This window comes from Neisseria sicca 4320 (genome assembly GCF_000193735.1).
In the GTDB taxonomy this organism is placed as follows: domain Bacteria; phylum Pseudomonadota; class Gammaproteobacteria; order Burkholderiales; family Neisseriaceae; genus Neisseria; species Neisseria sicca_E.
The window spans coordinates 13,063-39,237 of sequence record NZ_AEPF01000149.1 but is presented as its reverse complement, the minus strand read 5'-3'; the positions used below and the strand labels follow the sequence as shown (position 1 = coordinate 39,237).

Genomic DNA, 26,175 nt, shown 5'->3' with positions numbered 1-26,175 from the left:
CGTCGTCGTCGTCGTCGTCGNGNGNGNGNGNGGNGNGTTTGCTGCGGTTGCGGAGAAGTTGGTTTGTGCGGCAACTGTTTTGCCCTCTCCCCGGCCCTCCCCCACGGGGGAGGGGGTGGGTTGCTGGGCGTCGTAGGTTGGGTTGTCAAACCCAACGGTTTTTACGGTTGCGGCGGGTGTTGGGTTTTCAACCCAACCTACGGTGTTGCCGTGATTTTCATTTTGGCGCGACCCATTACGCTCGTTTTGGCGAAACTCGCCACATTCTTTTTCAGACGACCTATCGGCTTTGTCAGATTCAATAATCCGTACGGAATCTTCACTTCCCCAAACACCGCCTTGCGCGTCTTTCCATGCTATTTCGGGCAGTCGTTCGTGATAAAACGCAAAAAGCGCTTCGTCATCGACCAACACGTTTTGCTTGCGCGATTTGTGTTCGAGTTCGCTAATTTCTTTAATCAGCTTTTTGTTGTGGACAAAAAAGTCCGCTTTCAAATCGCATTCCTGCGCCACCAGCGCGCTGCGGATAAAGATTTCGCGTGCTTCTTCGGGGGCGATTCTGCCGTAGGACACGGGGCGGCGCGGCAAGACGGTCAGACCGTAGAGCGTTACCCGTTCGCTGGCGATGACTTCGCCGCGTTTTTGTTCCCAGTGCGGCTCGAAATAGTGGTAGCGGACGAGGTGCGGCGCTTCCTGCTCGATCCATTCGGGCTGGATGGCGGCTACGTCGCGGGCGTAAAGGCGCGTGGTTTCAACCAATTCTGCCGCCATCACCCATTTGGGTTTGGCTTTGAACAGGGAGGAGGCGGGAAAAAGGTGGAAGCGGCTGCCGCGCGCGCCGGTGTAGTCGTTGCCGTCGGGCGATTTCATGCCGACGTTGGCGATGAGGCCGGTCAGCAGGGCGCGGTGGATTTGTTCGTAGCCCGCTTCTTTGGCGGCGCGGATTTGGGCGCGGTGTTGCTTCTTATCCAGTTGTTTTTGTTTGAGCTTGGCGGATAAGTCTTGGTCGCCTGCATTTTCAGACGACGTGAGCTGCCTGACTTCGGGAGGTCGTCTGAAAGCAGCTTCCTTGGTGGTCAAACCCATTTCAATCGCGGTTTGGGCAAGCTGGTGGTGCAACTCGCGCCATTCGCGCATCCGCAGGTGCGACAGGAAATATTGGCGGCACCATTGCACTAACTGCTTGTTGGACAAGCCTTTGTCGCGCTCGCGCTGGAAGCTGTCCCAAATGTTCAGATAGGCAAGGAAATCGGACTGTTTGTCGGTAAAACGTTCGTGTGCCTTGGCGGCGGCATCGCGCGCTTCCAGCGGCCGCTCGCGCGGGTCTTGAATCGACAGCGCGGATGCAATCACCAATATTTCCGCCATGCAGTCGTGTTTCTTCGCCGCCAACAAAATGCGCGCGATTTTCGGGTCGATGGGCAGGCGCGCCATTTGTTCGCCGAGTTTGGTCAGGCCGTTATGTTCATTAACTGCCCCCAATTCCAGCAACACCTGAAAACCGTCATTGATATACCGCTGGTCCGGTGCTTCGAGGAATGGGAATGCCGCTACGTCGCCGAGTTTCAATGCTGCCATGCGCAGGATGACGGCGGCTAGGTTGCTGCGGACAATTTCGGGGTCGGTGAATTCGGTGCGGCTGTTGAAATCTTCTTCTGAAAACAGTCGGATACACACGCCTGCGGAGACGCGTCCGCAGCGGCCGGAGCGTTGGCGGGCGGCGGCTTGGGAGATTTTTTCTACATGAAGCTGCTCTACTTTTGCCCGTGCGGAATAGCGTTTGACGCGCGCGAGGCCTGTGTCGATGACGTATTTGATGCCCGGTACGGTGAGCGAGGTTTCGGCGACGTTGGTTGCCAGTACGATGCGGCGTTTCGCGCCTGAAGGGTGGAAGATTTTGTGCTGTTCGGCGTGCGACAGGCGTGCGAACAGGGGCAGGATTTCGTCGTTGCGGCGCAGCGTGGATTTGCGCAGGGCTTCGGCGGCTTCGCGGATTTCGCGTTCGCCCGGCAGGAATACCAAAATATCGCCTTCGCCGTAGCGCGCCAATTCGTCCGCCGCATCGACAATCGCGTCGGTCAGCTCCACTTCTGCATCGTCTTCGTCTTTGCTGGTCAGCGGGCGGTAGAGGATTTCGACGGGATAGGTGCGCCCGCTTACTTCCAGCACGGGTGCGCCGTTGAAGTGTTGGGAGAAGCGTTCTGCGTCTATCGTGGCCGAGGTGATGATGACTTTCAAATCGGGGCGGCGCGGCAGCAGCTGTTTCAGGTAGCCTAGCAGAAAGTCGATGTTCAGGCTGCGTTCGTGTGCTTCGTCGATGATAATCGTGTCGTAGGCGGCGAGATAACGGTCGGTTTGCGTTTCCGCCAGCAGAATGCCGTCGGTCATCAGCTTGACGCAGGCATCGCGCGAGGTGTGGTCGGTGAAGCGCACTTTATAGCCGACCGCGCTGCCGATTTCTGATTTTAACTCTTCGGCAATCCGCTCTGCCACCGAACGCGCGGCCAAACGGCGCGGCTGGGTATGCCCGATCAAGCCTGCCGCCCCGCGCCCGAGTTCCAAACAAATCTTGGGCAACTGCGTGGTTTTGCCCGAACCGGTTTCGCCGCAAATAATCGTTACCTGATTTTCGGCAATGGCCTTTTTGATTTCTTCGAGCTTTTCGTGAACCGGCAGGGTGTTGTCGAATTCGGGTTTGGGCAATGCGGCTAAACGCTTCAAAAAGATTTCGTGCGATTTTCGGTATTTTTCTTCGACTTTGGACAAGCCGCCGTATTTGTTGGGATTTTTGAAGGCGGAACGCAGGAAGTGGCGGTCTTTAGAGAGGGTTTGGGAGAAGTCGGGATGGGGCATGGTGTTGGAAAAATTTCAAATAAAACAAAGGGAGTGATTATAGCAAAGGTCGTCTGAAAATTTTCAGACGACCTTTGCCGTTTTGGAAATATTAAATATTAAGGATGATCTGCAACGTAAACCTAGAGGCTTGAAATCTTGGCAATCTTCAAATATTTCTTAAAAAGCGGAGGTCTGGATTCCTGCCTGCGCGGGAATGACGGTGCGAGGGTTCGGATTCGATATAAAAGGCTGGCCAGAGGTGGGAGTTGAGAGTCCCGGAATTCCAGCAATCTTTAAACATTCCTGAAAAGCTAAGTCTGGATTCTTTGCTGCGTGGGCATGATTGGGAGTCTCTGATTCGGGTTCGATAAAAGGTCGTCTGAAAACCGAATTTGGTTTTCAGACGACCTTTTGGTTTATATAGTGGATTAACTTTAAACCAGTACGGCGTTGCCTCGCCTTAGCTCAAAGAGAACGATTCTCTAAGGTGCTGAAGCACCAAGTGAATCGGCTCCGTACTATCTGTACTGTCTGCAGCTTCGTCGCCTTGTCCTGATTTAAATTTAATCCACTATAGAAACCCTGTTTACGCCTGCGCTATCGGGCTGTCTTCTTCCTGCCGCTCTTCTTCGTGTTCCGCGCTGTTGAGCAATTTCAACAGCTTTTCGGTTTTTTCCGAGTCTTCGCTGCGGAGGATTTTGGCGGTTTCGGTTTCGAGCAGGGCGGTGTTGCTGTGCAGGATGATGTTTTTGACGGGGAGCAGGTTGTTGGGGTTCATGGAGAAACGGCGCAGCCCCATGCCCAGCAGCATCCGCGTGTAGGCGGTATCGCCTGCCATTTCGCCGCATATGGAGACGCTTTTTTCCATACGGTTGGCGGTGCGGATGATGTGTTGCAGCATTTTGAGGACGGCGGGGTGGCCGGGCTGGTAGAGGTGGCTGACGCTGTCGTCGCCACGATCGACCGATAAGATGTATTGAATCAGGTCGTTGGTGCCGATGGAGATGAAATCGACGAGTTTGAGGATGCTGCCGACGGTCAAGGCGGCGGACGGGATTTCAATCATGCAGCCGACGCTAACCGTGCCGAAGGTTTCGCCGCGTTCGGCGAGCTGGCGTTGGGCGGTGTCGAGGTGGATGAGGCACTGGCGCACTTCAGACAAGGAGGTAATCATCGGCCACATCATACGCACGGGGCCGTGGGCGGCGGCGCGGAGGATGGCGCGCATTTGGGTGCGGAACATGACGGGTTCGGCGAGGCACAGGCGGATGCCGGTGAGTCCGAGCGCGGGGTTGAGGCTGCCGTTGGGGGTGGAATTTTGACCGAACCAGCGGGGGTTTTTGTCCACGCCCAAATCGACGGTGCGGATGGTGATGCTTTTGCCTTTCATTTTTTTCACAATCGCGCTGTACACTTCGTACTGCTCGTCTTCAGACGGCATGGTGTCACGGTTGAGATAGAGGAATTCGCTGCGGAAGAGTCCGACGCCGTCTGCACCGAAATTGTGCAGGGCTTTGATGTCTTCGGCGGATTCGATGTTGGCGAGCAACTCGATGTTGATGCCGTCGGCGGTGGTGGCGGCGGTTTTTTTGAGCTTGTTGAGTTCGCGCTTGTGGATGCGGTATTCGCGGGCGAGGCGGCGGTATTCGTTGAGGACGACTTCGTCCGGATCGATGATGAGGACGCCGTTGATGCCGTCGACGATGACGGTTTCGTTTTCGGTAATAAGCCTGCGGGCGTTGTGCAGCCCGATGACGGAAGGGATGTCGAGGCTGCGGCCGAGGATGGCGGTGTGGCTGGTCGGGCCGCCGACGTCGGTAACGAAAGCGGTGATGCGCTGCTCTTTAAAGAGGACGGTGTCGGCTGGGGAGAGGTCGTGGGCAATCAGGATGGTGTCTTCAAACAGACCTTCGGTCAAATTCAGGTCGTTGCTTTGCCCGACGAGGTTGTTGTGGATGCGGCGGACGACTTGCAACATGTCTTGTTTGCGTTCGCGCAGGTAGTCGTCTTCGATGCTGTCGAACTGGGCGGCGAGTTTGTCGCTTTGCTGTTTCAACGCCCATTCGGCGTTGATTTTTTGTTCTTTTAAAATATCGACGGGTTCGCGCGAGAGGGTTACGTCGGTCAGCAGCATAAGGTGCAGCGAAATAAACGCGCCCAACTCGGTCGGGGCGTTTTCGGGAATCGCGCTGCGCAACTGTTCCAATTCTTTGCGCGTGGCTTTGATGGCGGCATCGAAACGGGCGGTTTCGGCGTCGATGAGGTCGTCTGAAACATCGTATTGCGGCACTTCCGCCGTGCCGCGCGTAATCAGGTGGGCTTGTCCGATGGCGATGCCTTTGCCCGCCGCAACGCCGTGCAGCACGATACTCATTATTCGCCCTCGCCGAAGTAGTCGTTGATTAAGTCGGTCAATGCCTTCATGGCGGCGGCTTCGTCCAAACCGTCGGTTTCCAGCTCGATGACCGTGCCTTTGGCGGCGGCGAGCATCATTAAGCCCATGATGCTTTTGCCGTTGACGCGGCTGCCGTTTTTCGTTACCCAGACTTCGCTTTGAAACTGAGACGCGGTTTGGGTGAATTTGCTGGAAGCGCGGGCGTGGAGTCCGAGTTTGTTGATGATTTCGATTTGTTGTTTTTGCATATTCGGCTTTCGGGTGTGCGGGGTCGTCTGAAAACGTGTTGGTCGGGTTAGACGGCTTCGGCGTGCTGTTTGCACACCAAATCTTCCGGTTCGGCAGTGATGGCGAAAATGCCTTTGACGGCGGCTTCCCTGACCGTTTCAGTAAAGGCGGCGAGGTCTTCCGCCATGGGCGAGTATTGGGTCGCTTTAATCATCATCGGCGCGTTCAGTCCGGTCAGAATGGCGGACTTGCCCGCGCGCACCAGCCTGCGGGCGGCATTGCACGGCGTCGCGCCGAAGATGTCGGTCATAATCAATACGCCGTGGTTTTCAGGAAACTCTTGCAGCGCGGCGATGGCATTGTTGATGATGTCATTTTGGTCTTCGTCAGGCTCCACACCGAGGATGCGGATGTTTTCCGGCATGCCCGTCGGGAAGAAATGATGGGTCAGGCTGCGGTAGGCTTCGCCTACTGCCTCGTGGGTAATGATTAAAAGGTTGATCATGATGTGTTCCCTGATGATATTTTATTCGGTCGGTGTGGGCGAAAGTATAGTGGATTAACTTTAAACCAGTACGGCGTTGCCTCGCCTTAGCTCAAAGAGAACGATTCTCTAAGGTGCTCAAGCACCAAGTGAATCGGTTCCGTACTATCTGTACTGTCTGCGGCTTCGTCGCCTTGTCCTGATTTTTGTTAATCCACTATATCGTCCATTCACCCGCCACATAGCGCGATATGGTGGCACAAAGGTCGTCTGAAAAGGTTTTCAGACGACCTTTTTTAACTCGGCATCAGCCTTGGTCGAGCGCGTAAATCTCGCCCAAATTGCGCCAGCAGCCCGCCGCGTCCATGCCGTAGCCGAAGACGTAGCGGTTGGGCACATCCAGCCCGACATAATCCGCCTTGGTCGGTTTTTCCTTGTCGATCAACTTGTTGGCAAACACAGCCGCACGGCAGCTCGCCGCGCCCATTTCCAAGAGCTTGGACTGAATCGCCGACATTGTGTGTCCCTCGTCCAAAATATCGTCCAACACGACCACATGACGACCCCGAATCTGCTCCGGGTCGGGCATACGTTTCCAGTTGAACGCCCCGCCCGCCAGCTTGTCGCCGTAACGGGAAACATGAACATAATCAAAGTCCAACGGAAAGCGCAACAGCGGCAGCAACTGCCCCGTAAACACCACCGCCCCGCCCATCACAGGCAGCAGGAGCGGATATTTGTCCCCCAAGTCGCGCGTAATCTCGCCCGCCACTTTTTGCAGCGCGGCACGGCATTGGTCTTGGTCGAACAAAAGCTCGGCATTATCAAGCATTGCTTGGGTTTCAAGGCGTTTGGTTTCTAAATCGGTCATGGTAAACAGGGGAAATCAGTTGGGGAAAAAGAAATTATAAACCCAAATCGCGCTGAGGTCGTCTGAAAGCAGGCTTTAAAGTTGCAGAAGAACAGTTTGTTTTTCAAGAATCCGTATAAGCCTGCCAAATTTAGCCTAAGTCAGAAAATTCTGTAATTTTCCACCAGTTGTTTGGCTTTGGGAGTAGAATGCCAAAATATTAATTTGTATCATGATTTACGGCTAAACTATCTTAACACAGGATTTTACTCTATAAATTTCAGACGACGTTTGGATGAAATTTTGTAATTTTACAACAAAGCCGTATGCCATTTATCAACGGATTGACCGAAAGGACGCTTCACATGAGTAATGCAAAACGCGATGTAACCCGCATCAGCCACAATACCAAAATCGTTGCTACGTTGGGGCCGGGCAGCAACAATGTTCAGTTGTTGGAAGACATGATCCGTGTAGGCGGTCTGAATGTCGTCCGTTTCAATTTCAGCCACGGCACGCCTGAATTCCATCAGGAAAATGCCCGCATCGTGCGTGAAGCGGCAAAACGTGCCGGACAAGAAATCGCCATCCTCGCCGACTTGCAAGGTCCGAAAATCCGTGTCGGTAAAATCGCCGACGGCAGCATTGAATTGAACAAAGGCGAAACGCTGGTTCTGGACGCCGCGCTCGAAGGCGAAGGCACGCGCGACGCGGTCGGTTTGGACTACCGCGACCTGCCTGATGATGTTGTTGCAGGCGATGTTTTGTGGTTGGACGACGGTTTGCTGACCTTGACCGTGGAATCCGTTGACGGCAGTAAGATTGTTACTAAAGTTGAAAACAGCCATGTGTTGAAAAGCAACAAAGGCATCAATAAACGCGGCGGCGGTTTGTCCGCAGGCGCGTTGACCGAGAAAGACTTCCGCGACCTGAAAACCGCGATTGCCATCGGTTGCGACTATCTCGCCATCAGCTTTGTGAAATCTGCCGAAGATTTGATCATCGCCCGTGCCAAAGTCGAAGAAGAAATGAAAGGCAGCACTGCCGTGCGCCCCGGTTTAGTTTCCAAAATCGAACGCGTGGAAGCGATTGAAAACTTGGACGAAATCATCCTCGCCAGCGACGGCATCATGGTGGCACGCGGGGACTTGGCGGTCGAAGTCGGACACGCAGCCGTCCCCGCCCTGCAAAAACGCATGATCCGCCGCGCCCGTGAGTTGCGCCGCTTCAGCATTACCGCGACCCAAATGATGGAATCCATGATCACCAACCCCGTACCGACCCGCGCGGAAGTCAGCGACGTGGCAAACGCGGTATTGGACGGCACCGATGCGGTGATGTGTTCCGCCGAAACCGCCGTCGGCGCGTATCCGTTTGAAACCGTCAGCCAAATGGCGATTATCTGCGCGGCAGCCGAAAAAGAGCAGGACTCGCTCAACGGTGTTGCCGAGCGAGTCGAATATCCAGCCGCAGTCAGCACCAACCTGGCGATTGCCGGCGGCGCGGTCGGCGTGGCGCGTGCGGTTCACGCCAAAGCGATTGTCGCCCTGACCGAAAGCGGCTCAACCGCTTTCGAAATCAGCCGCCACAACATCACCCTGCCGATTTTCGCCCTGACCCCGAGCATTTCCGCCCAACGCCGCATGGCGATGTATCGCGGCGTGCGTCCGATGATTTTGGCGACCAGTACCGACCACAATACTGCGCTGAACGAAGTGGAAGCCACGCTGGTTGAACACAAAATCTTGAGTTCCGGCGACCAATACATCATTACCAGCGGCTCGAAAATGCGCGAATCCGGCTCGACCAATACGCTGGAAGTGTTGCGCGTTAAATAATCGACACGCAAACGGCAGATAAACAAGAGGTCGTCTGAAAACTTGGAAACAGGTTTTCAGACGACCTTTTCGCAATATGCCGTGTCGTCATGCGGAATGCGGAGCGGATGGCTTGCCGGATCGGGTTATTGCATGATGCTCAATACAGCAATTTTTTGCGGGGTATTTCGATTGTACCGACCTGTTTCAGCAGGCTGACGTCCAAATCCGTCTGCGAGGTACAGACATCGCCGAAAACGTTTTCACAGTCGGTATCCACGCGGACGATTCCGCCGAATTCTCCTGCTTTGGCAAGGGTATGGATGTCGGCGAAAATACCTGCGTAAATTTCGTCTGCCGCCAGCATGTCCGCTCCTTCGGCAAATACCGGCAGCCGTGCCAGCGCGGCGGCGACAGCCGAAGCGGAAGGGTGGTCGGAAATAGCGGTGGCTTTCAGTCGGATGTTTTTCGCCATACCTTTGCCGTGATTGCGGATAACGAAGGCAATCATGCCGGGTTTGTCTTCTACCGGGCGGATGGCGGCATGCAGGACGGGGTGGACGCTTTCACGCTGTATCAGTTTTTCCCGATGCTGCATTTCGCTTTTTGCCTTGATTCTGACCGAGACGAAAGCCCACGCAAGCCAAACCAGCGCGATAGCGGAAAATGCCGTGATGACAGGGGTAAGGTCGGCGAGATAGTCTTGGGGGTTAAACCAGACGCAGGCGGTTAGAAAACCGGCAAAAAACATCAAAATGTATAAAGCCGGTGCAAAACGGCTAAGGATGGATGCGTGCATAAAGATTCCTGTCGGTGGCAGAATAAGGTCGTCTGAAACCGCTGTGCGGTATTGTCTTAAGGCAATATGATTGTAACGTAAACGATATGGTTTAACACAACCGAATAACGAACGGCATAATCGGAAGAGAGACGGCTGACGCTATTGCCTCCCGCCTCCCGCTGCTTTACCATAAGCCGCTTTCGGTAAAATGCCGCCACCATCTCTTATCACACAACTACCATGAAAAAACTGATCACCCCGTTGCCTATCTTTATCGTCTTGGCCGACATGGTTTACGGCTTCGCCCTCAATATCTCGCAAGGGCTTAATTTGCAGCAAAGTAAGCCTTCTGACGGCGGACTTGCCGTTACCCCCGATATTGCGTTCAACAGCCTGCAAATTATTGCCAACGGCGGCATGATGGTTATTATCGGCTTCGGACTGCTGACTCTGCTCCAACTTAACGGTACGGTTTTAAAACGCCGTATCTTGCCCATCGGCATTTTCCGCACGTTGGGGCTGCTGGCGGTATTGGCATTCAGCGTGCCGTCGCTGTGGGAATGGGGCAATGCGCTGATTTCCGCTGCTATGGGGCATCCCGTGTTCAATTTCGGCAACCCGCGCTATTTGGTCAGCGCATTTTGTATGCCGCTGATTGCCTTATTGTGTCTGAAGCGGCTGTACGATTGGTACAAACTGCACCGTTTGCCGCAGGCGGATACTGCCGTGTCTGCCGCAGTACAGGAACCGGATAAAAAGGTCGTCTGAAAATCCTTTTTCGGTTTTCAGACGACCGGTTTCCATAGGTTTCGGGAAATAAAGAATATCGGAAAATAGCAAGGGTGGGATGCTTAAACCTAATGATATATAACGTGAATTTGAGATAAGGCTCTCTTTGCCTGATGGTGGGTCGTACGTCGCAGATGCCTGTTGTGAAATGTGGCGGGACTTCGTCCGCGAAAAAACGTTTCAACCTATTTGTCCGATTCAAGATTAGATTGATGTGTCTTCAGGCAAGGCCGATGCTGCGGTTTGACTGATTTTGAAGCGTTGCATTATTTAAAAAGGTCGTCTGAAAACCCTTGTTTCAGGTTTTCAGACGACCTTTTGTCTTGTTTCAAACCGCTTACATCAGTCTTTGAAGCATTTGAATACCAATGTGCCGTTGGTACCGCCGAAGCCGAAGGAATTGGAAATGGCAACGTCGATTTTCGCGTCGCGCGCTTCGTTGGCGCAGTAGTCCAAATCGCAGCCCGCTTCGATGTCTTGTTCGAAGATGTTGATGGTCGGCGGGGATTTTTGCTCGTGTACCGCCAACACGCTGTACAACGCTTCCACGCCGCCTGCCGCGCCGAGCAAATGGCCGGTCATGGATTTGGTGGAATTGACGATGACTTTGCGGGCGTGGTCGCCCAGCGCAAGTTTGAGGGCTTTGGTTTCGTTGGCATCGCCCAGCGGGGTGGATGTGCCGTGTGCGTTGACGTAATCGACGTCTTCAGGATTCAGTCCGGCATCTTTCAACGCACGGGTAACCGCCAATGCAGGGCCTTCTTCGTTCGGCGCGGTGATGTGGTAGGCATCGGAACTCATGCCGAAGCCGACGATTTCGGCGTAAATTTTCGCGCCGCGTTTTTTGGCGTGTTCCAATTCTTCCAACACCAACACGCCCGCGCCTTCGCCGATAACGAAACCGTCGCGGCCTTTGTCCCACGGACGGGAAGCGGTGGAGGGGTCGTCGTTGCGGGTGGAAAGTGCTTTCATCGCAGCGAAGCCGCCGACGCCCAAAAGACTGATAGCACCTTCGGCACCGCCTGCAATCATTACGTCTGCGTCGCCGTATTTAATCAGTCGGGCGGAGTCGCCGATGGAGTGCGCGCCGGTGGTACAGGCGGAAACCATGCCGTAGCTGGGGCCGCGGTAGCCTTTGAGGATGGTTACATGACCCGCAATCAGGTTGATCAGCGAACCGGGAATGAAGAAAGGATTGATTTTACGCGCGCCGCCTTCGATAACGGATTTTCCGGTGGCTTCGATGCTGGGCAGACCGCCGATGCCGGAACCGATGTTCACGCCGACGCGGTTTTTATCGAGGCTTTCCAATTCGTCCAAACCGGCATCGTCGATGGCTTGCAGCGCGGCGGCGATGCCATAGTGGATGAATACGTCCATGCGGCGAGCTTCTTTCGCACTGATGTATTGGCCGATGTCGAAATCACGCACTTCGCCGGCGATTTGGCTGTTGATGTCGGATGCGTCAAAGCGGGTAATCCGGCCGATGCCGCTTTTGCCTGCGAGCAGGTTGCTCCATGCGGTGGCGACGTCGTTGCCGACCGGTGATACTTGGCCGAGGCCTGTAATGACTACTCTTCTCTGACTCATGATAATCTCGCTGTTGGTTTCCGGTGGGATGCGGCAAGATGCCGTCTGAAAATGGTAATAGCGGTTCGGAATCGGATTCCGGGCGGCTATTATAACGGATTTTGCCCCATATATATAAGGTAACAGCCTCTATTGCGTTAACGCAGCAGAGGCTGGTGTGTTTGGTGCGGCCGATTAGCCGTTGTGGGCGTTGATGTAGTCGATAGCCAGTTGTACAGTAGTGATTTTTTCGGCTTCTTCATCAGGGATTTCGCAACCGAAAGCTTCTTCCAGAGCCATAACCAATTCTACGGTGTCCAAAGAATCTGCGCCCAGGTCGTCTTGGAAGGAAGATTCATTTTTGACTTCGGCTTCGTTCACGCCCAGTTGTTCAGCAACAATTTTCTTAACTTGTTGTTCAATGTTTGACATATCAGTCGTTCCTTTTGCCTTGCGGCGGGTTGTTTAAGAGAAATAAATTCGTCGGTATTGTACCGAGTTCGGATAGAGTTTTCCATCTAAGTCTGCATTCTAACACAGATTATTCTGGAAAAACCTGTTGTTGTGCATATTAGCATAGCCTGATTTTAACCTACAAGCGGGAATTTGTTTCGTTACGTATTAACATTAACATTATTAAAAAATTTTGATGGCGGTTGCTGCTGAAAAAGTAGGAATTGGATTAGAGAAGGTTTTTGCATATGCTGGTTTCGTGAAGACTTACGCAGGCTAAGCGTTGTCAGCGTTTTCGGGTATATGCTAACATTCTGCAAGGTATCTGTTTAATCATATTCGAACTTAGTTATCAAGCATAATTATCAGTATCCGAAATTCCAGTTAATTAAATATTCAGAGACAATCGTTAAGATTGATTTAAGGATGAAAATGCAAGACCAAGAAAACATTAAAAACCAAGAAGAACAAGAAAACCAGCCAAAAGAGGACAGTGGGGCTATGACCAGGCTGCAAGATGTGTTCAATCTTTCGCATGACCAGGCCCATCCCGATAAAATTGATGCGGTCATCCGCGCTAATACTCGGGTGTCCGGAACCAATATGTGGGTATTGATGTTTGCCATTGCCGTGGCGAGTATCGGTCTGAATGTAAACAGCACGGCGGTAGTGATCGGCGCGATGTTGATTTCGCCGTTGATGGGGCCGATAGTCGGTATGGGTTACGGTTTGGCGGTGGGCGATACTGCGCTGATCCGCCAAGCGGTGCGCAATATTATTATATTCGTCGTCATCAGCTTGATTACCGCTACGTTGTATTTCCTGTTAACTCCGCTTAACGAGGCGCAAAGCGAGCTTTTGTCGCGTACTCAGCCGACCCTTTGGGATGTGTTGATTGCCTTCTTCGGCGGTAGTGCGGGCATTGTGGCGCTGACCCGAAAAGAAGAGGGAAACGCCATACCGGGTGTGGCGATTGCGACCGCATTGATGCCGCCCCTGTGTACTGCGGGCTACGGACTGGCACATGGCAACTGGCACTATTTTCTCGGTGCTTCATATCTTTTTGGCATCAACTGCGTGTTTATCGCTTTTTCCACTTTATTGTTTTCCAAATTGCTCAAGCTGCCGCGCAGAGGACTGGTGACCGAATCCAAACGCCGGTTGCAAAGCATCATGATTACTGCCGTCGTGTTGGCTGTGATGATTCCGAGCGGGTATATGGCATCAGGACTGGTGAGTCAGGAGATCTTCAACACAAAAGCCAATGCCGCAATCACCGCCGCGCAGCAGCAGGAAGGTTTTTTTGTTCTTCGTAAGATGTTGGACCACAGAGAAAATAAAGTCGGTCTGATTGTCAACGGAACGGGCAATGCCGAGAAAATTACCGCCCTGCTGGAAAAAAGCCTTAACGCGTCGGGGGTGAAAGAGCCGAAGGTCAACGTGGTTTATGCGGGAGGGAACGGTGCCAAAATCGAAGAATTGCTGGCAAGCCGAAACAACCCGGTTCAGCAGCAAAATGAGTTGAAAGAGCAGCAGGCCTATATCGATACCGTACTGGCAGGCAAAGCCTCCGATATCGACGATGCAGCGTTACTAAAGGAATTAAAAGCCCAATATCCCGAAGCGGAAAAAATCGTTGTCGGACGCGGCTTGGCTTGGGATAAAGCGCAAACAACGCCTGTTTCCGAACAGTCTGAAAGCCAAAAAAACGCAGAACCGAAGACAGATACATATGACGATATTGTCGTTGTCTCTCTCGAATTGGAGCAGCCTCTGCCTGCCAAAGATCACGCGCGTATACAGGCGTGGTTAAGCCAGCGTTATGAGGGTAAGGTCGTGCGCATATTATTAACGCACAAGTCTCAGACAGATAAACCGTCTAACGAATAATCGCCTTCAGGCTTTATCCATTTCCGAGAAATCATTTATTGTTCCTAGTACACCAAATCCGCCTCAAACACGCCCCTTAAGGCGTTGGAGAGGCGGATTTTTTCTGCGCGTTCGAGCATGTCGCGGGTGATGTGCGTTTCGATGACTGCGTCCGCGCCCAAGTAGGTTTGCGGATGCCGCAACACGGCTTGGCGCATGACGCCGTTGAGGATGTCCAAATCCAGAGACGGGGTGAGCCATTGCCCTTGGTATTTGACGAACACGTTGCTTCTGCCGCCTTCAAGCAGGAGGCCGTCTGAATTGAAAAACAGGCTGTCGAACGCGCCTTGTGTTTCGGCGGTTTGCCATGCTTGGTCGTACAGGGTGCGGCGGGTGGTTTTGAAGCGGCGCAGGTAGTCGCGGCGCGGGAGGGGTTGCGGGGCGGGGATGACGCGCTGCGGGGCGGACAGCTCGGCGGTGGCGGCATGGCTGAGGATGAGGTCGTCTGAAACGAGTTCGGCTTTCAGGCGGAAGAGGCCGTCGGGCAAGTCGGCGATGTATTGCCGGATTCGGGTTTCACAGTCGTCGGGCAGGGGTAGGTTGAGGGCTTGTGCGGAGGTTTTCAGACGACCTAAATGCAGGTCGAGCAGGCGGCATTGCCTGTTTTCCACGCGCATGGTTTCGAAGATGCCGAAGGCGGGGAGCAATTCGTTGAGGAAACGGGCTTTCCAGCCGCATTCCCGATATTCGGCGGCGGGGTCGCTGTCGATGACGATGCCGGAACCGACGCCGTACACCCCTTGATATAGTGGATTAACTTTAAACCAGTACGGCGTTGCCTCGCCTTGCCCTACTATCTGTACTGTCTGCGGCTTCGTCGCCTTGTCCTGATTTGTTAATCCACTATCTAGGTCGTCTGAAATCGAGTTGGAAGCGGGTTTGAGCGATAAGGTTCGGATGACGACGTTGAATATGCCTTCAAACCCAAGCCCACTTTCACATGGATTCAGGTAGCCGATGCTGCCGGTATACAGACCGCGCGGTTCGGCTTCGAGCGATTCGATAATCTGCATGCTCATGCGTTTGGGTGCGCCGGTGATGCTGCCGCAGGGGAAGGCGGCGCGGAGGATGTCGGCGGCGCTAATGTGCGGCAGGGCTTGGGCCTGGATGGTGCTGGTCATCTGCCAGACGCTGCCGAAACGCGATACTTTAAACGGCTCGGGTACGCATACTTTGCCGGTTTGGGCGATTTTGCCGAGGTCGTTGCGCAGCAAATCGACAATCATCACGTTTTCGGCGCGGTTTTTCGGGTCGGCTTGCAACTCGGCGGCGCGGCGTTCGTCTTGCCCGTCGCCCAAAATCGGCGCGGTGCCTTTCATCGGTTCGGTGCTGATGGTGCCGTCCGCACCGATTTTGAGGAAGAGTTCGGGCGAGAAACACAGCGTCCACGCGGATTTCCCTTCCGCATCGGGCAGGTGGGACAAAACGGCATAGGGGACGGGTTGGCGCAGGCGGCGGTAGAGGCTGACGGGGTTGCCGTAGGCTTGCAGGTGCAGGCGGGTGGTGTAGTTGATTTGATAGGTGTCGCCGCGCCGGATGGCTTCGTGGATTTGGCGGATGCAGTTGAGGTAATCGGCTTCGGATACGGAGGATTGCGGCGTGGAAATGCCGGCGGGGAGGTCGTCTGAATTTTGGGCAAGCCAGCTTGCGGCATCGATGTCGGCGCAGTCGGCAAACCAGTGCAGGGCAAGATTGCCGCCGCGTTCGGACTCAATCCCCATCAGCGGCAAACCGAATTCGTAGTCTGCAAACAACACAGCATGCAGCCCTTTTTGCCAGCCCTTTTGCAGCGTATCGTCTAGCAAATCCAGTTCGTTATGATGGAAAAGGCGGCTTTCCACATGATTTTGATAGAGTTTTGCGCGGCCGCTCACGGCATCGTCAAACAGGGCGAAATAGGGCATGGCTGTGGTGCAAATAGCCTGATTATACGCCGTTTTTACACAAATTAGCAGACCGCGCCGAAAAAAATGAAGCAGTGTAATTTTATGTAGTCCGCTGAGGGGCAAAGGAGTAGAATAAAACCATACCACACCATATCATTTCAAACTTAAGCAATAAGGAGACCCTATGGCAGATCATCAGTTAGACCCCTTCGAAAACGTTGAATTAGGCGAAAAACAAGACCAGTTACAAGTTTTTGAAAAAGCTGTTTTGGAACACGAGGGACGCGTTTCGGATGAAGATTCCAGCAGCGCGCCGCTTCCCGCCAACTACCCCTACAAACAACGTATGCGCCGCGCCGTATACGAAAAAGAAAAACAAAAGCTGCAAATCGAATTGCTGAAAGTGCAAAGCTGGGTCAAAGACTCCGGCCAACGCATCGTCAGCCTGTTTGAAGGCCGCGACGCCGCAGGTAAAGGCGGTACCATCAAACGCTTTATGGAACATTTGAATCCGCGCGGCGCGCGCGTTGTCGCTTTGGAAAAACCGACCACGACCGAACGCGGCCAATGGTATTTCCAACGCTATATCCAAAATTTGCCGACCGCAGGCGAAATGGTCTTCTTCGACCGTTCATGGTACAACCGCGCCGGCGTAGAACGCGTGATGGGCTTCTGCGAACCCAACGAATACCTACTCTTCATGCGTCAAACCCCTGAATTGGAACGTATGCTCGTCGCCAGCGGCATCCACCTCTTCAAATTCTGGTTCTCCGTATCCCGCGAAGAACAACTGCGCCGCTTCATCTCCCGCCGCGACGATCCCCTGAAACACTGGAAACTCTCCCCTGTCGACATCCAGTCGCTCGACCGTTGGGACGACTACACCGAAGCCAAAAACGCCATGTTCTTCCACACCCACACCGGCGACGCGCCTTGGATCATTATCCGTTCCGACGATAAAAAACGCGCCCGCCTCAACTGTATCCGCTACTTCCTGCACCGACTGGACTACCCGGGTAAAGACGTGAAAGCCATCGGCAAAGTGGACGAAAAAATCGTCCTCATCCCTGACACACGCTACAAAGAGAAAACCGTCGACATCGGTCATGACTGATTGAGCGGTCAGCTGTTTCAACAGTAAAAAAGGTCGTCTGAAAACCTGAAATACGGGTTTTCAGACGACCTTTTGTTTGTGTGGTAAAGGTCTTGGATACGGGCTGTTCTAAAAGATATAGTGGATTAACTTTAAACCAGTACGGCGTTGCCTTGCCTTGCCGTACTATCTGTACTGTCTGCGGCTTCGTCGCCTTGTCCTGATTTTTGTTAATCCACTATAGGCTGACCACCGAAACCGACCAAGCCTATCTCAACGCCAATCCCGACGGCACGGCAACCCGCTTCAACGATTCCGCGCTTACGCCCAGCCTGCGTCTGAGCTTTCAGATGGGCGAGCAGTTCACCGGTTTTGCCACTTATTCACAAGGCTTCCGCACGCCGCCGTTTGACAGCGCGACCATGGCGTTTGCCAACACGACCTACGGCTATGCCGTCATCCCGAATGCCAACCTCAAATCCGAACGCTCCAACAGCTTCGAATTGGGCATGAAGTTCAAAAACGAACGCGCCCGCGCACAAGTTACCGCGTTCTACAACCGTTACCGAAACTTCATCGACCGCACCGAAGTCGGCACTACCACCATAGGTGGCCGCCCGATTATCCAGTACCAATATCAAAACCTGGATAGGGTCAAAACCTACGGTGCCGAAGCCTCTGCCGCCTACAAATTCCTGCCGGGCTGGCAAGTCTCCGGCAGCATCGCCTGGATGCGCGGCAAGCAGCAAGACGGAACTCCGCTGGATTCCGCCTACCCGCTCAACGGCGTTTTGGGCGTGGACTACGCGCAAGAAAAATGGGGCGTCGATACCAAACTGCGCTGGTCGAAAAAACACAGCCGCGTCAGCAGCGACAGCGTTTTCCAAGCGCCGGGCTACGGCGTATGGGATGTCGGCGCGTGGTACAAGCCGTCTAAAAACGTCGAAATCGGCGCGAACATTTACAACATCGGCAACAAAAAATACTGGCAACACGCAGACGTAGCCGGCATGAGCCGCTCAAGCGTGATGGATTTATACACCGAAACCGGACGCAATTTCGCCGCCCGCGTGCAGCTTAAGTTTTAACATGAACCCAAGAGGTCGTCTGAAAACAAGCCATGAGTTGAATGCCTCATAACTAAGGCTAAAAGCAAATCAAGCCTTTGATTTTCAGACGACCTCAAGCCATCCCGCATATACCGAACTCAAAATTTAGTCAGTTACCGATACTTTTCATTTTCTGTTTCCCCTCGCTATCGTCCCTTGACACTACCGATCACTAGTGATTTAATTTACAAATCTGATTAATAATTATTTTTAATCAACTATGGAACAGCAGATTGTTTGGACACCGCGCCAATCCGCGCCCAAAGCCTTTCCCGAACGGCAGGCGTTGATGCCGATATGGGGCGGCATACCGATTCCCCGTCCGCAATGGCAGAACATCTGGCGGCAGAAGCTCCCCCATGCCGCCGATTCCGACGCGCTCGCCTATCTGCACATTCCCTTCTGCGCCAACCACTGCGTGTTCTGCGGCTTCTACCGCAACGCGTGGAAAGAGAGTTACAGCAGCGTTTACACCGACAAAATCATCGAAGAAATGGCAGTGGAAGCCGAAATCCACCAAGGCAACGGCAAAATCCGCGCCGTCTATTTCGGCGGCGGCACGCCCACCGCGCTGCAAACCCCGGACCTCGCCAGACTCATCCGCGCCTGTTACCAATACCTGCCGATTGCTGACGACTGCGAGTTCACCATCGAAGGCCGCATGAGCCATTTCGACATCGAAAAAGCCCAAGCCTGCATCGAAGCGGGCGCCAACCGCATTTCCATCGGCGTGCAAACCTTCGACACCGCCATCCGCCGCCGCCTCGGTCGCAAACACGGCGGCGACGAAGCCTTTGCCTATCTGGAAAAACTATGTGAAATCAATGCCGTCATCGTTGTCGATTTGATGTTCGGCCTGCCCAACCAAACCGACGCCGTTTGGCAAAACGACCTCGAACGCGCCACCGCCCTGCCTTTGTCCGGACTCGACACCTACGCCTTCAACCTCTATCCCATGCTGCCTATCAACCGCATGGTGGAGAAAGGCGCATTTCCCGCCCCGCCCGGTTTCGACATTCAGGCAGACCAATACGCCTACGCCGTCGAAACGCTGGCGCAAAAAGGCTGGAACCAAGTCAGCAACAGCCATTTCGCCTATCCCGGCCGTGGCGAACGCAATCGCTACAACACCTTGGTCAAATCCAACATCCCCTGCTGGGCGTTCGGCTCCGGCGCAGGCGGCAACCTCGGCGGCTTCAGCTATCAGGTGCAAGGCGATTTGGACAGCTACCTCGCCACCCCGAAAGGCGAAAAAAACATCGCCTTCATGAGCGGCCACAGCTCGAACAAAACCCTGCTCGGACAAGTGCAGCACGACATGGAAACAGGTCTTCTGAATCCCTCGCTGTTCGACGGCAACGCCGCCGCGCAGAAACTGATTGCCCAATGGCAGGCAATGCAACTCTTTGAAGAACAAGGTTCGGACGGCCTCATCCGCCTGAACACCAGCGGCCGCTACTGGTCGCCCACCCTCATCCGCAAACTCATGCTCACCCTCCCAACCCAAGAAAAGGATCAAACCATGCAAAAACTTTCATCCGAACAACAAATCATGTTGCGCCAATCATTGGAAAAAAATCCCGGCCAAGTGCTCGAAATGCTCGCCGCGCAAAACCAATGCAGCTTTGAAGACGTCATCCGCTGCCTGCCCGAAAACTGCATCCGCCAAACCGAAGGCAGCCGCATCGTCGAAATCCTCCAAGCCGTCGCCGCCTGGGACGAAGCCGTCACCTTCATCGCCCACACCCCCGACGCCATCGTCGAAGTTACCGGCAAATTACCTAGCGGCAAAGTCGGCCGCGGTTTCTACAACTTCGACCACCCCGAAACCGACGGCGGCGTACACGGTCATATCTATTACGAAAACTGCGCCGCCATCTATCTTTTAGAGCGTCCGTTTATGGGCAAAGACACCTGCTCGCTCAACTTCATCAACCGCAACGGCGGCGCCATGTTCAAAATCTTCGTCGGCCGCGACGAAGCAGGCGAACTCAAACAACACCAAATCGAAGCCATGAGAAAACTGTTTGAGGCGGCTTAAACAGGTTTCAGACGACCTCTGTCTGAAACCGACAGAAATTGCCGCATTCCTGCACAAACGAAACCATCTCTCGGCATCGTAAATATCCGATGAAATTTGACAGGCTGCCTGCAAGATTGGCGTTTGTCACTAAAGTAAGCTTGCGCTTACCGCCCTCTCCCTAACCCTCTCCCACGGGGAGAGGGGATAAATTGGCAGGGAGACTCCAAGTGGCAGAGAATCCAAAAATGGTTGAATCTCAGTATCCTCAATCCCCTCTCCCCCGTGGGAGAGGGTTAGGGAGAGGGTAAAACCCACGTTACGGCTGTTGTTATAAAACCTGCCTTGCCCGTTTTCAGACGACCGCAGCTCTGCCACGAAAGAAAACCAAAAAGAAGTAGCGTTAGCTTTGCCCACGACCACATAGCTTCAAACACAACAAGGTCGTCTGAAAGAGTAATATCAACAAAGCTAAAACGAACGCAGTAAGTTTCACTGAAACCCAAATACAGATTTCAGACGACCTTTGGGTCAATGTCGTGGGCAAAGCCCACGCTACGGCTAAGATTCAACCATTTTTGGCTTCTCTGCTGCTTTTAGCTTCCCTACCAACCCATCCCCTCTCCCCGTGGGAGAGGGCTAGGGAGAGGGCATAGCACCAAACCGGTAAGTCAATTACGCGGGCAAAACCCACGCTACGGCAGTTGTTATAAAACCTGCTTTACCCATTTTCAGACGACCTCCACTCTGTCGCGAAAGAAAACTAAAAAGAAGTAGCGTGGGCTATGCCCACGACCACGCAGCATCAATCACAACAAGTCGTCTGAAAATCAACCAGCCTACCGCAACCACTCAACAAAGTAAGCAGATTATTGAACCCCTAACCATCCGAAACACAAAGGAGACCCCATGCAGCTCATCTTCGGCGCCAACGGCCCGTCCGGCCGCGCATTCATCCGTACACTCACCCATCCCGCCGACACCGTTGCCGTATTAAGAAAGCCGCCTGAAGACTCGTTCTTTAGCGAACACCACATTCAGACGACCGTAGCCGACGCGCTCGATGCCGATGCGCTCGACAAAGTGTTCGCACAATACCGCCCCGACAGCGTCATCAGCTTCGTCGGCGGCAAAAACGAACAAGGCATACGCAGCGACGCACTGGGCAACATCAACATCATTGCCGCCGCCCAGGCCGCCAACCCGCAAGCCCGTTTCATCCTGATTACCAGCATGGGCTGCGGCGAACAATGGGACATGATGAGCGAACCCTTCAAACAAGCCCTCGGCGAAGCCGTCCGCGCCAAAACCGAAGCCGAAATCTACCTCAAGCAAAGCAGTTTGAACTGGACCATCCTCCGCCCCTGCGGCTTGGACAACAGCGAAGATAACCGCCACATCCTGACCGACCACCCCGACGGCATCCCTAAAAACTACATGAGCCGAAACGGACTCGCCACCGCCGTCGCCGCCGTCCTGCAAGCCCCCGACAGCATCGGTAAGGTTTACACCGTCGGCGCAGGCAGTTAACACCGCGCCCATAGCCAAACAGGTCGTCTGAAACCGTTTCAGACGACCTGTTTGATGCATGATTGATTCGATAGGTAATAATATAGTGGATTAAATTTAAATCAGGACAAGGCGAGGCAACGCCGTACTGGTTTAAAGTTAATCCACTATATATCTGCTTATGACTTGGTAGGGATAAGCGGCATAAGTTTATCGGCACGTTCAAGAAACAAGTTATCTTGAGGATAAATCGGATTAGTCAGATATAGCGGACGATAGCAGGAAATGCCGACATCGTCATTCCTGCGCGGGCGGGTATTTGGAGGCTTGAGATTGCGGCAATCTTCATATTTTTCTGGAAAACTCAGGATCAGACTCACGCCTGAGTAGGAATGACAATACGGCGTTGCTTATTCAAAATTTTATGAAAAAACGTCATCTGAAAATTTCAGACGACGTTGTGTTGTCGGCAATCGATCAATATTTATTGATGTTGCTGTGGATATTGTATTGGTTGTGTTCCGTATCGTGGGAATCTTGCGGCGCGTTGCGGACGTGCGGTTTGTCGTCAGACATGTTGTCCAAGTCGCGGCCGGGTTCGGATACGGTGTCGCCGATGTTGATGCTGGTCAGGTTTTCCAAAATGATGGCGGACGAGAGATGTTCGCCGGTGCGGTACACCATAGCCAATGCGGTTTCTTCGGCAGGGATGGAAACATATTTGACTACGCTCTTACGGCCTTTTTTGCCATCTTCCAAATCGACTTTCACTTGGCGGTCGCGTTTGTAAATGCTCAAGACCGTACCTTTGTCCAAACCGTCGGCAGAACCTTTGTTCAGGGTAACGGTTTGGAATTGTCCGGCTTCGTGTACGCCGTCGAGGATGGAAATGACTTTACCGTTGATGTGTTGCGTCGGCGCGTGCGGCATGATTTGGAAAGGCTCGGTTTCGCCGTCCATTTTCAGCAGGAAATCGCCTTTGCGGATTTCGGAAACGGCTTCTTCCACAATCATAGGTTGCGCGGTTTGGGTCGGCACTTTCACCAGAGGATGCAGGCGGGTGTAGTATTCGCCGTCTTTCAGGTATTTGCGGTCTTTGTCGGAAGCGGAGTCCAGTGCGCTGTTGGTGTAGGGCAGGGTGCTGACGATGCCGCTGAAGACGACTTCTTGTCCGAGGTATTTGCGGGTGTCGGGATCAGTCAGGTCTTTGACGGCGCGGTAAACCAGATAGCGACCGGGTTCGGTCACGCCGTAGGCGTACACGCGTTCGCCTTTGCTGTACATGATGCGGTTGTCAGGACCGTCGATCAGGCGCGGTGCGTCTTGGGTCTTCATTTGGTCGATGAACTGCGGATGTTGCATGAACATGCGGTAGAAGTTCACGTTGACGGTTTGGATACCGTAGCCTGAAGAAGTTTCGCGAACGCGCGGGCTGAGTTTGATGACCGGAATACCGTCATTGCCTGCGGAACTGTTTTCGAAGCCCAGTTGCGGGCGACCGTTGACGTAGCGCAAAACCAACACTTGACCCGGATAAATCAGATGCGGATTGCGGATTTCGCCGCGGTTTGCGCCCCAAAGGCGGTTCCATTGCCACGGGCTGTACAGATATTTGCCGGAGATGCTCCAGAGTGTGTCGCCGTTTTTCACGACGTAGCGTTGCGGCGCATCGGGGCGCACTTTTAATGAAGCTGCTTGAGCGTGGGCGGAAATTGCCATGCCCGCGACACAAAGCAGGGTTATAATACGTTGTTGCATAACCGTTCCCCTTGAAATTGATTCGGTTTGTCTTTAAATGATAAACGGAGAAAATGAAATGGCCGGGAGTTTGCAAAAACCGCCGTCCCCCTTTAAAAAACGTCAATGGGCGTTTTGTGCGCATTGAACGGAAATTCATTGGTACATATTTTATCATTGAATGTTAGTGTCATCACGGGAATTGTGAAGGCAGACGCAAAATTTGTATGAAAACACACACAATCTGCTGCCAGATGCGTTTGGATACGCGTCCCAAGTATTGAAAAACGAAGAGAAAATTATGGCTTTACTGAATATCCTGCAATACCCCGACGAGCGACTGCACACTGTGGCAAAGCCTGTCGAAAAAGTCGATGAGCGCATCCAAAAGCTGGTCGCCGATATGTTTGAAACCATGTACGAAGCGCGCGGCATCGGGCTGGCGGCGACGCAGGTCGATGTGCATGAGCGCGTCGTCGTGATGGATTTGACCGAAGACCGCAGCGAGCCGCGCGTGTTCATCAACCCCGTCATTGTTGAAAAAGACGGTGAAACCACTTACGAAGAAGGCTGCCTGTCTGTGCCAGGCATTTACGACACCGTTACCCGTGCCGAACGCGTCAAGGTCGAGGCTTTGAACGAAAAAGGCGAGAAATTCACGCTGGAGGCGGACGGTCTGCTGGCGATTTGCGTGCAACACGAATTGGATCACCTGATGGGCATCGTTTTTGTCGAACGCCTGTCTCAGCTCAAGCAGGGTCGGATTAAGACCAAACTGAAAAAACGTCAAAAACACACCATCTAAAAGCCGAATGATACGGTTGGACAGGTCGTCTGAAAGAGGGAAGCGGCAGCGAGCCGTTGTTTTTCAAACTTTCAGACGACCTGTCGCAATGTTTGCCTATTCTTTTAAGATGGTGGTTAGAAACAGTAACAGCCGTATTCCGTAATCTGTTCCTTTCCGTCAGACGGAAACAAGCTTGCCGTTGCGGTACATAGGTCGTCTGAAACCCATTTCCAAGGAGTTTCCCCATGAAAGTCATCTTTGCCGGTACGCCCGATTTTGCCGCTGCCGCCTTAAAAGCCATTGCCGCCGCCGGTTTTGAAATCCCGCTGGTGTTGACCCAGCCTGACCGTCCCAAAGGGCGCGGGATGCAGCTTGCCCCGTCTCCCGTGAAGCAGGCCGCATTGGAATTGGGTTTGCGCGTGGCGCAGCCTGAAAAACTGCGCAACAACGCCGAAGCCCTGCAAATGCTCGAAGAGGTCGAGGCAGACGTAATGGTCGTTGCCGCCTACGGACTGATTTTGCCGCAAGACGTGTTGGATACGCCGAAACACGGCTGCCTCAACATCCACGCTTCGCTGCTGCCCCGTTGGCGCGGCGCGGCGCCGATTCAGCGCGCGATTGAAGCGGGCGATGCCGAAACGGGCGTGTGCATCATGCAGATGGACATCGGTTTGGACACCGGCGATGTGGTCAGCGAACACCGTTACGCCATTCAATCGACCGATACGGCGAATGAAGTACACGACGCGCTGATGAACCTCGGTGCGGAGGCTATTGTTGCTGATTTGCAACAATTAAAGGCAGAGGGTCGTCTGAAAAGCGTCAAACAGCCCGAAGAAGGCGTGACTTACGCGCAAAAATTAAGCAAAGAAGAAGCGCGTATCGATTGGAACGAAAGTGCGGCAGTGATTGAACGCAAAATCCGCGCCTTCAACCCCGTTCCCGCTGCGTGGGTGGAATATCAAGGCAAGCCGATGAAAATCTGGCGGGCTGAAGTAGTGGCACAACAGGGCAGGGCGGGTGAAGTGTTGTCTTGTTCGGCTGACGGCTTGGTCGTTGCCTGCGGCGAGAACGCGTTGAAGATTACCGAATTGCAGCCTTCCGGCAGCAAACGGATGCCGATTGCGGCGTTTGCGGCGGGGCACAAGATTGAGGTTGGAACGGTTTTGTAGAAGCCGTTTGCAGACTCATTAATTTTCAGACGACCTTTCTTCGGATAGCTTAGAGGTCGTCTGAAAATATCAGTAGGGAAACATTTGGTTTTGTTGAACTGACGACAAGATTCCCCACGTTTAGGAGCAGATCATGGCAGTGTTTGAAGTAGTCGAAGGCGATATTACGAAACTTGAAGTCGATGCCATCGTGAACGCCGCCAATTCCTCGTTGTTGGGCGGCGGCGGAGTGGACGGCGCGATTCACCGCGCGGCGGGGCGGGAATTGCTGGAAGAGTGTAGGCAGTTGAACGGCTGCCGCACGGGCGAAGCGAAAATTACCCAAGGTTATCGGTTGCCGGCGAAATTTGTGATTCACACCGTTGGGCCGGTTTGGTTCGGCGGACACCGCAGCGAAGCGGTCAAGCTGGCGGAGGCGTATCAAAATTCGCTGCTGCTGGCGCAAGAACACGGCATCCGCAGCATCGCCTTCCCCTGCATCAGTACAGGCGTGTACCGTTTTCCTGCCGATTTGGCCGCTGAAACCGCTTTGGCAATTTTGAAAAAAACTTTGCCGCAGTGTCCGACTGTCGAAAAAATCGTCTTCTGTTGTTTTTCGCCGCAGGATGCCCAACGCTATCGAGCTTTGTTGGAACGGGACGGAGCGGTCGTCTGAAAGTCTTGAATCGGGCGAAACGGCAGATAAAAGGTTTTCAGACGACCTCGGGTAAACTTGAGGTCGTCTGAAAACAG

19 protein-coding genes and 2 pseudogenes are annotated in these 26,175 nt (G+C 53.6%); 10 read left to right on the top strand and 11 right to left on the bottom strand.

Annotated features, from left to right (window positions below; all coding sequences use genetic code 11):
* The 6 genes and pseudogenes from hrpA to NSCA4_RS0111855 form a co-directional block, all read right to left on the bottom strand.
* Positions 1–2,853, bottom strand: a pseudogene (gene hrpA, locus NSCA4_RS13255) (ATP-dependent RNA helicase HrpA); the annotation flags it as partial.
* Between the two features lie 349 nt (positions 2,854–3,202).
* Positions 3,203–3,411: pseudogene (locus NSCA4_RS16390) on the bottom strand (hypothetical protein); the annotation flags it as partial.
* A 10-nt stretch (positions 3,412–3,421) separates the two neighbouring features.
* On the bottom strand, positions 3,422–5,209 hold the full coding sequence (gene ptsP, locus NSCA4_RS0111870) for a phosphoenolpyruvate--protein phosphotransferase (RefSeq protein ID WP_016688317.1): 1,788 nt from the start codon (positions 5,207–5,209) through the stop codon (positions 3,422–3,424).
* Positions 5,209–5,478: an HPr family phosphocarrier protein gene (locus NSCA4_RS0111865; protein WP_016688316.1), complete on the bottom strand. Its 270-nt coding sequence runs from the start codon at positions 5,476–5,478 to the stop codon at positions 5,209–5,211. Before NSCA4_RS0111865 ends, ptsP begins: the two co-directional genes overlap by 1 nt.
* Positions 5,479–5,525: 47 nt before the next feature.
* On the bottom strand, positions 5,526–5,963 hold the full coding sequence (locus tag NSCA4_RS0111860) for a PTS sugar transporter subunit IIA (protein ID WP_003755891.1): 438 nt from the start codon (positions 5,961–5,963) through the stop codon (positions 5,526–5,528).
* Positions 5,964–6,249: 286 nt separating this feature from the next.
* Positions 6,250–6,813 carry a hypoxanthine-guanine phosphoribosyltransferase gene (locus NSCA4_RS0111855; protein WP_016688315.1) on the bottom strand — a complete coding sequence of 188 codons (564 nt, stop codon included), beginning with the start codon at positions 6,811–6,813 and terminating at the stop codon, positions 6,250–6,252.
* 344 nt (positions 6,814–7,157) lie between these two features.
* On the opposite strand from NSCA4_RS0111855, the gene pyk reads away from it, so the two are divergent.
* A complete protein-coding gene (gene pyk, locus NSCA4_RS0111850) occupies positions 7,158–8,630 on the top strand; it encodes a pyruvate kinase (protein ID WP_016688314.1) in 1,473 nt (490 codons plus the stop codon).
* A 139-nt stretch (positions 8,631–8,769) separates the two neighbouring features.
* On the opposite strand, the gene NSCA4_RS0111845 is transcribed toward pyk, so the two are convergent.
* On the bottom strand, positions 8,770–9,408 hold the full coding sequence (locus NSCA4_RS0111845) for a DUF8453 domain-containing protein (RefSeq protein WP_016688313.1): 639 nt from the start codon (positions 9,406–9,408) through the stop codon (positions 8,770–8,772).
* A 222-nt stretch (positions 9,409–9,630) separates the two neighbouring features.
* Here NSCA4_RS0111845 and NSCA4_RS0111840 point away from each other — a divergent pair, with 222 nt between their 5' ends.
* Positions 9,631–10,158 carry a membrane protein gene (locus NSCA4_RS0111840; protein ID WP_016688312.1) on the top strand — a complete coding sequence of 176 codons (528 nt, stop codon included), beginning with the start codon at positions 9,631–9,633 and terminating at the stop codon, positions 10,156–10,158.
* Between the two features lie 363 nt (positions 10,159–10,521).
* On the opposite strand, the gene fabF is transcribed toward NSCA4_RS0111840, so the two are convergent.
* A complete protein-coding gene (gene fabF, locus NSCA4_RS0111835) occupies positions 10,522–11,769 on the bottom strand; it encodes a beta-ketoacyl-ACP synthase II (protein ID WP_016688311.1) in 1,248 nt (415 codons plus the stop codon).
* A 174-nt stretch (positions 11,770–11,943) separates the two neighbouring features.
* The gene (acpP, locus tag NSCA4_RS0111830) at positions 11,944–12,180 is read right to left on the bottom strand and encodes an acyl carrier protein (protein ID WP_003742600.1); all 237 of its coding nucleotides are present in this window, start codon (positions 12,178–12,180) and stop codon (positions 11,944–11,946) included.
* 453 nt (positions 12,181–12,633) lie between these two features.
* Here acpP and NSCA4_RS0111825 point away from each other — a divergent pair, with 453 nt between their 5' ends.
* Positions 12,634–14,091, top strand: a complete 1,458-nt coding sequence (locus NSCA4_RS0111825) for a DUF389 domain-containing protein (RefSeq protein WP_016688310.1) — start codon at positions 12,634–12,636, stop codon at positions 14,089–14,091.
* 44 nt (positions 14,092–14,135) lie between these two features.
* Here the strand turns inward: NSCA4_RS0111825 and NSCA4_RS0111820 are convergent, their stop codons facing one another.
* Positions 14,136–16,034 (bottom strand): bifunctional chorismate-binding protein/class IV aminotransferase, encoded by a 1,899-nt coding sequence (locus NSCA4_RS0111820; RefSeq protein WP_016688309.1) that lies wholly within the window; start codon positions 16,032–16,034, stop codon positions 14,136–14,138.
* 166 nt (positions 16,035–16,200) lie between these two features.
* Here NSCA4_RS0111820 and ppk2 point away from each other — a divergent pair, with 166 nt between their 5' ends.
* The 4 genes from ppk2 (at position 16,201) to NSCA4_RS0111800 (ending at position 21,768) form a co-directional block, all read left to right on the top strand.
* On the top strand, positions 16,201–17,130 hold the full coding sequence (gene ppk2 / locus NSCA4_RS0111815) for a polyphosphate kinase 2 (protein ID WP_016688308.1): 930 nt from the start codon (positions 16,201–16,203) through the stop codon (positions 17,128–17,130).
* Between the two features lie 206 nt (positions 17,131–17,336).
* Positions 17,337–18,197, top strand: a complete 861-nt coding sequence (locus NSCA4_RS0111810; RefSeq protein WP_016688307.1) for a TonB-dependent receptor domain-containing protein — start codon at positions 17,337–17,339, stop codon at positions 18,195–18,197.
* Positions 18,198–18,438: 241 nt separating this feature from the next.
* Positions 18,439–20,259 (top strand): heme anaerobic degradation radical SAM methyltransferase ChuW/HutW, encoded by a 1,821-nt coding sequence (gene hutW, locus NSCA4_RS0111805; protein ID WP_016688306.1) that lies wholly within the window; start codon positions 18,439–18,441, stop codon positions 20,257–20,259.
* 888 nt (positions 20,260–21,147) lie between these two features.
* Positions 21,148–21,768: an NAD(P)H-binding protein gene (locus NSCA4_RS0111800; protein WP_016688305.1), complete on the top strand. Its 621-nt coding sequence runs from the start codon at positions 21,148–21,150 to the stop codon at positions 21,766–21,768.
* A gap of 456 nt (positions 21,769–22,224) precedes the next feature.
* Here NSCA4_RS0111800 and NSCA4_RS0111795 read toward each other — a convergent pair whose 3' ends face one another.
* Positions 22,225–23,505 carry a LysM peptidoglycan-binding domain-containing protein gene (locus NSCA4_RS0111795; protein WP_016688304.1) on the bottom strand — a complete coding sequence of 427 codons (1,281 nt, stop codon included), beginning with the start codon at positions 23,503–23,505 and terminating at the stop codon, positions 22,225–22,227.
* A 280-nt stretch (positions 23,506–23,785) separates the two neighbouring features.
* On the opposite strand from NSCA4_RS0111795, the gene def reads away from it, so the two are divergent.
* The 3 genes from def (at position 23,786) to NSCA4_RS0111780 (ending at position 26,098) form a co-directional block, all read left to right on the top strand.
* Positions 23,786–24,289, top strand: a complete 504-nt coding sequence (gene def, locus NSCA4_RS0111790) for a peptide deformylase (RefSeq protein ID WP_016688303.1) — start codon at positions 23,786–23,788, stop codon at positions 24,287–24,289.
* A gap of 227 nt (positions 24,290–24,516) precedes the next feature.
* Positions 24,517–25,443 carry a methionyl-tRNA formyltransferase gene (gene fmt / locus NSCA4_RS0111785; protein ID WP_016688302.1) on the top strand — a complete coding sequence of 309 codons (927 nt, stop codon included), beginning with the start codon at positions 24,517–24,519 and terminating at the stop codon, positions 25,441–25,443.
* Positions 25,444–25,576: 133 nt separating this feature from the next.
* Entirely contained in the window at positions 25,577–26,098 is a 522-nt protein-coding gene (locus NSCA4_RS0111780; protein ID WP_016688301.1) for an O-acetyl-ADP-ribose deacetylase, read from the top strand.
* Positions 26,099–26,175: the final 77 nt, after the last annotated feature.

Coding starts and splice junctions, on each gene's coding strand:
- NSCA4_RS0111780 (WP_016688301.1), top strand. CDS start 25,577: ATGGCAGTGTTTGAAGTAGTCGAAGGCGATATTACGAAACTTGAAGTC.
- NSCA4_RS0111845 (WP_016688313.1), bottom strand. CDS start 9,408: ATGCACGCATCCATCCTTAGCCGTTTTGCACCGGCTTTATACATTTTG.
- hutW (WP_016688306.1), top strand. CDS start 18,439: ATGGAACAGCAGATTGTTTGGACACCGCGCCAATCCGCGCCCAAAGCC.
- ptsP (WP_016688317.1), bottom strand. CDS start 5,209: ATGAGTATCGTGCTGCACGGCGTTGCGGCGGGCAAAGGCATCGCCATC.
- NSCA4_RS0111865 (WP_016688316.1), bottom strand. CDS start 5,478: ATGCAAAAACAACAAATCGAAATCATCAACAAACTCGGACTCCACGCC.
- fabF (WP_016688311.1), bottom strand. CDS start 11,769: ATGAGTCAGAGAAGAGTAGTCATTACAGGCCTCGGCCAAGTATCACCG.
- acpP (WP_003742600.1), bottom strand. CDS start 12,180: ATGTCAAACATTGAACAACAAGTTAAGAAAATTGTTGCTGAACAACTG.
- NSCA4_RS0111795 (WP_016688304.1), bottom strand. CDS start 23,505: ATGCAACAACGTATTATAACCCTGCTTTGTGTCGCGGGCATGGCAATT.
- NSCA4_RS0111825 (WP_016688310.1), top strand. CDS start 12,634: ATGCAAGACCAAGAAAACATTAAAAACCAAGAAGAACAAGAAAACCAG.
- def (WP_016688303.1), top strand. CDS start 23,786: ATGGCTTTACTGAATATCCTGCAATACCCCGACGAGCGACTGCACACT.
- NSCA4_RS0111840 (WP_016688312.1), top strand. CDS start 9,631: ATGAAAAAACTGATCACCCCGTTGCCTATCTTTATCGTCTTGGCCGAC.
- pyk (WP_016688314.1), top strand. CDS start 7,158: ATGAGTAATGCAAAACGCGATGTAACCCGCATCAGCCACAATACCAAA.
- ppk2 (WP_016688308.1), top strand. CDS start 16,201: ATGGCAGATCATCAGTTAGACCCCTTCGAAAACGTTGAATTAGGCGAA.
- NSCA4_RS0111855 (WP_016688315.1), bottom strand. CDS start 6,813: ATGACCGATTTAGAAACCAAACGCCTTGAAACCCAAGCAATGCTTGAT.
- NSCA4_RS0111800 (WP_016688305.1), top strand. CDS start 21,148: ATGCAGCTCATCTTCGGCGCCAACGGCCCGTCCGGCCGCGCATTCATC.
- NSCA4_RS0111820 (WP_016688309.1), bottom strand. CDS start 16,034: ATGCCCTATTTCGCCCTGTTTGACGATGCCGTGAGCGGCCGCGCAAAA.
- NSCA4_RS0111860 (WP_003755891.1), bottom strand. CDS start 5,963: ATGATCAACCTTTTAATCATTACCCACGAGGCAGTAGGCGAAGCCTAC.
- fmt (WP_016688302.1), top strand. CDS start 24,517: ATGAAAGTCATCTTTGCCGGTACGCCCGATTTTGCCGCTGCCGCCTTA.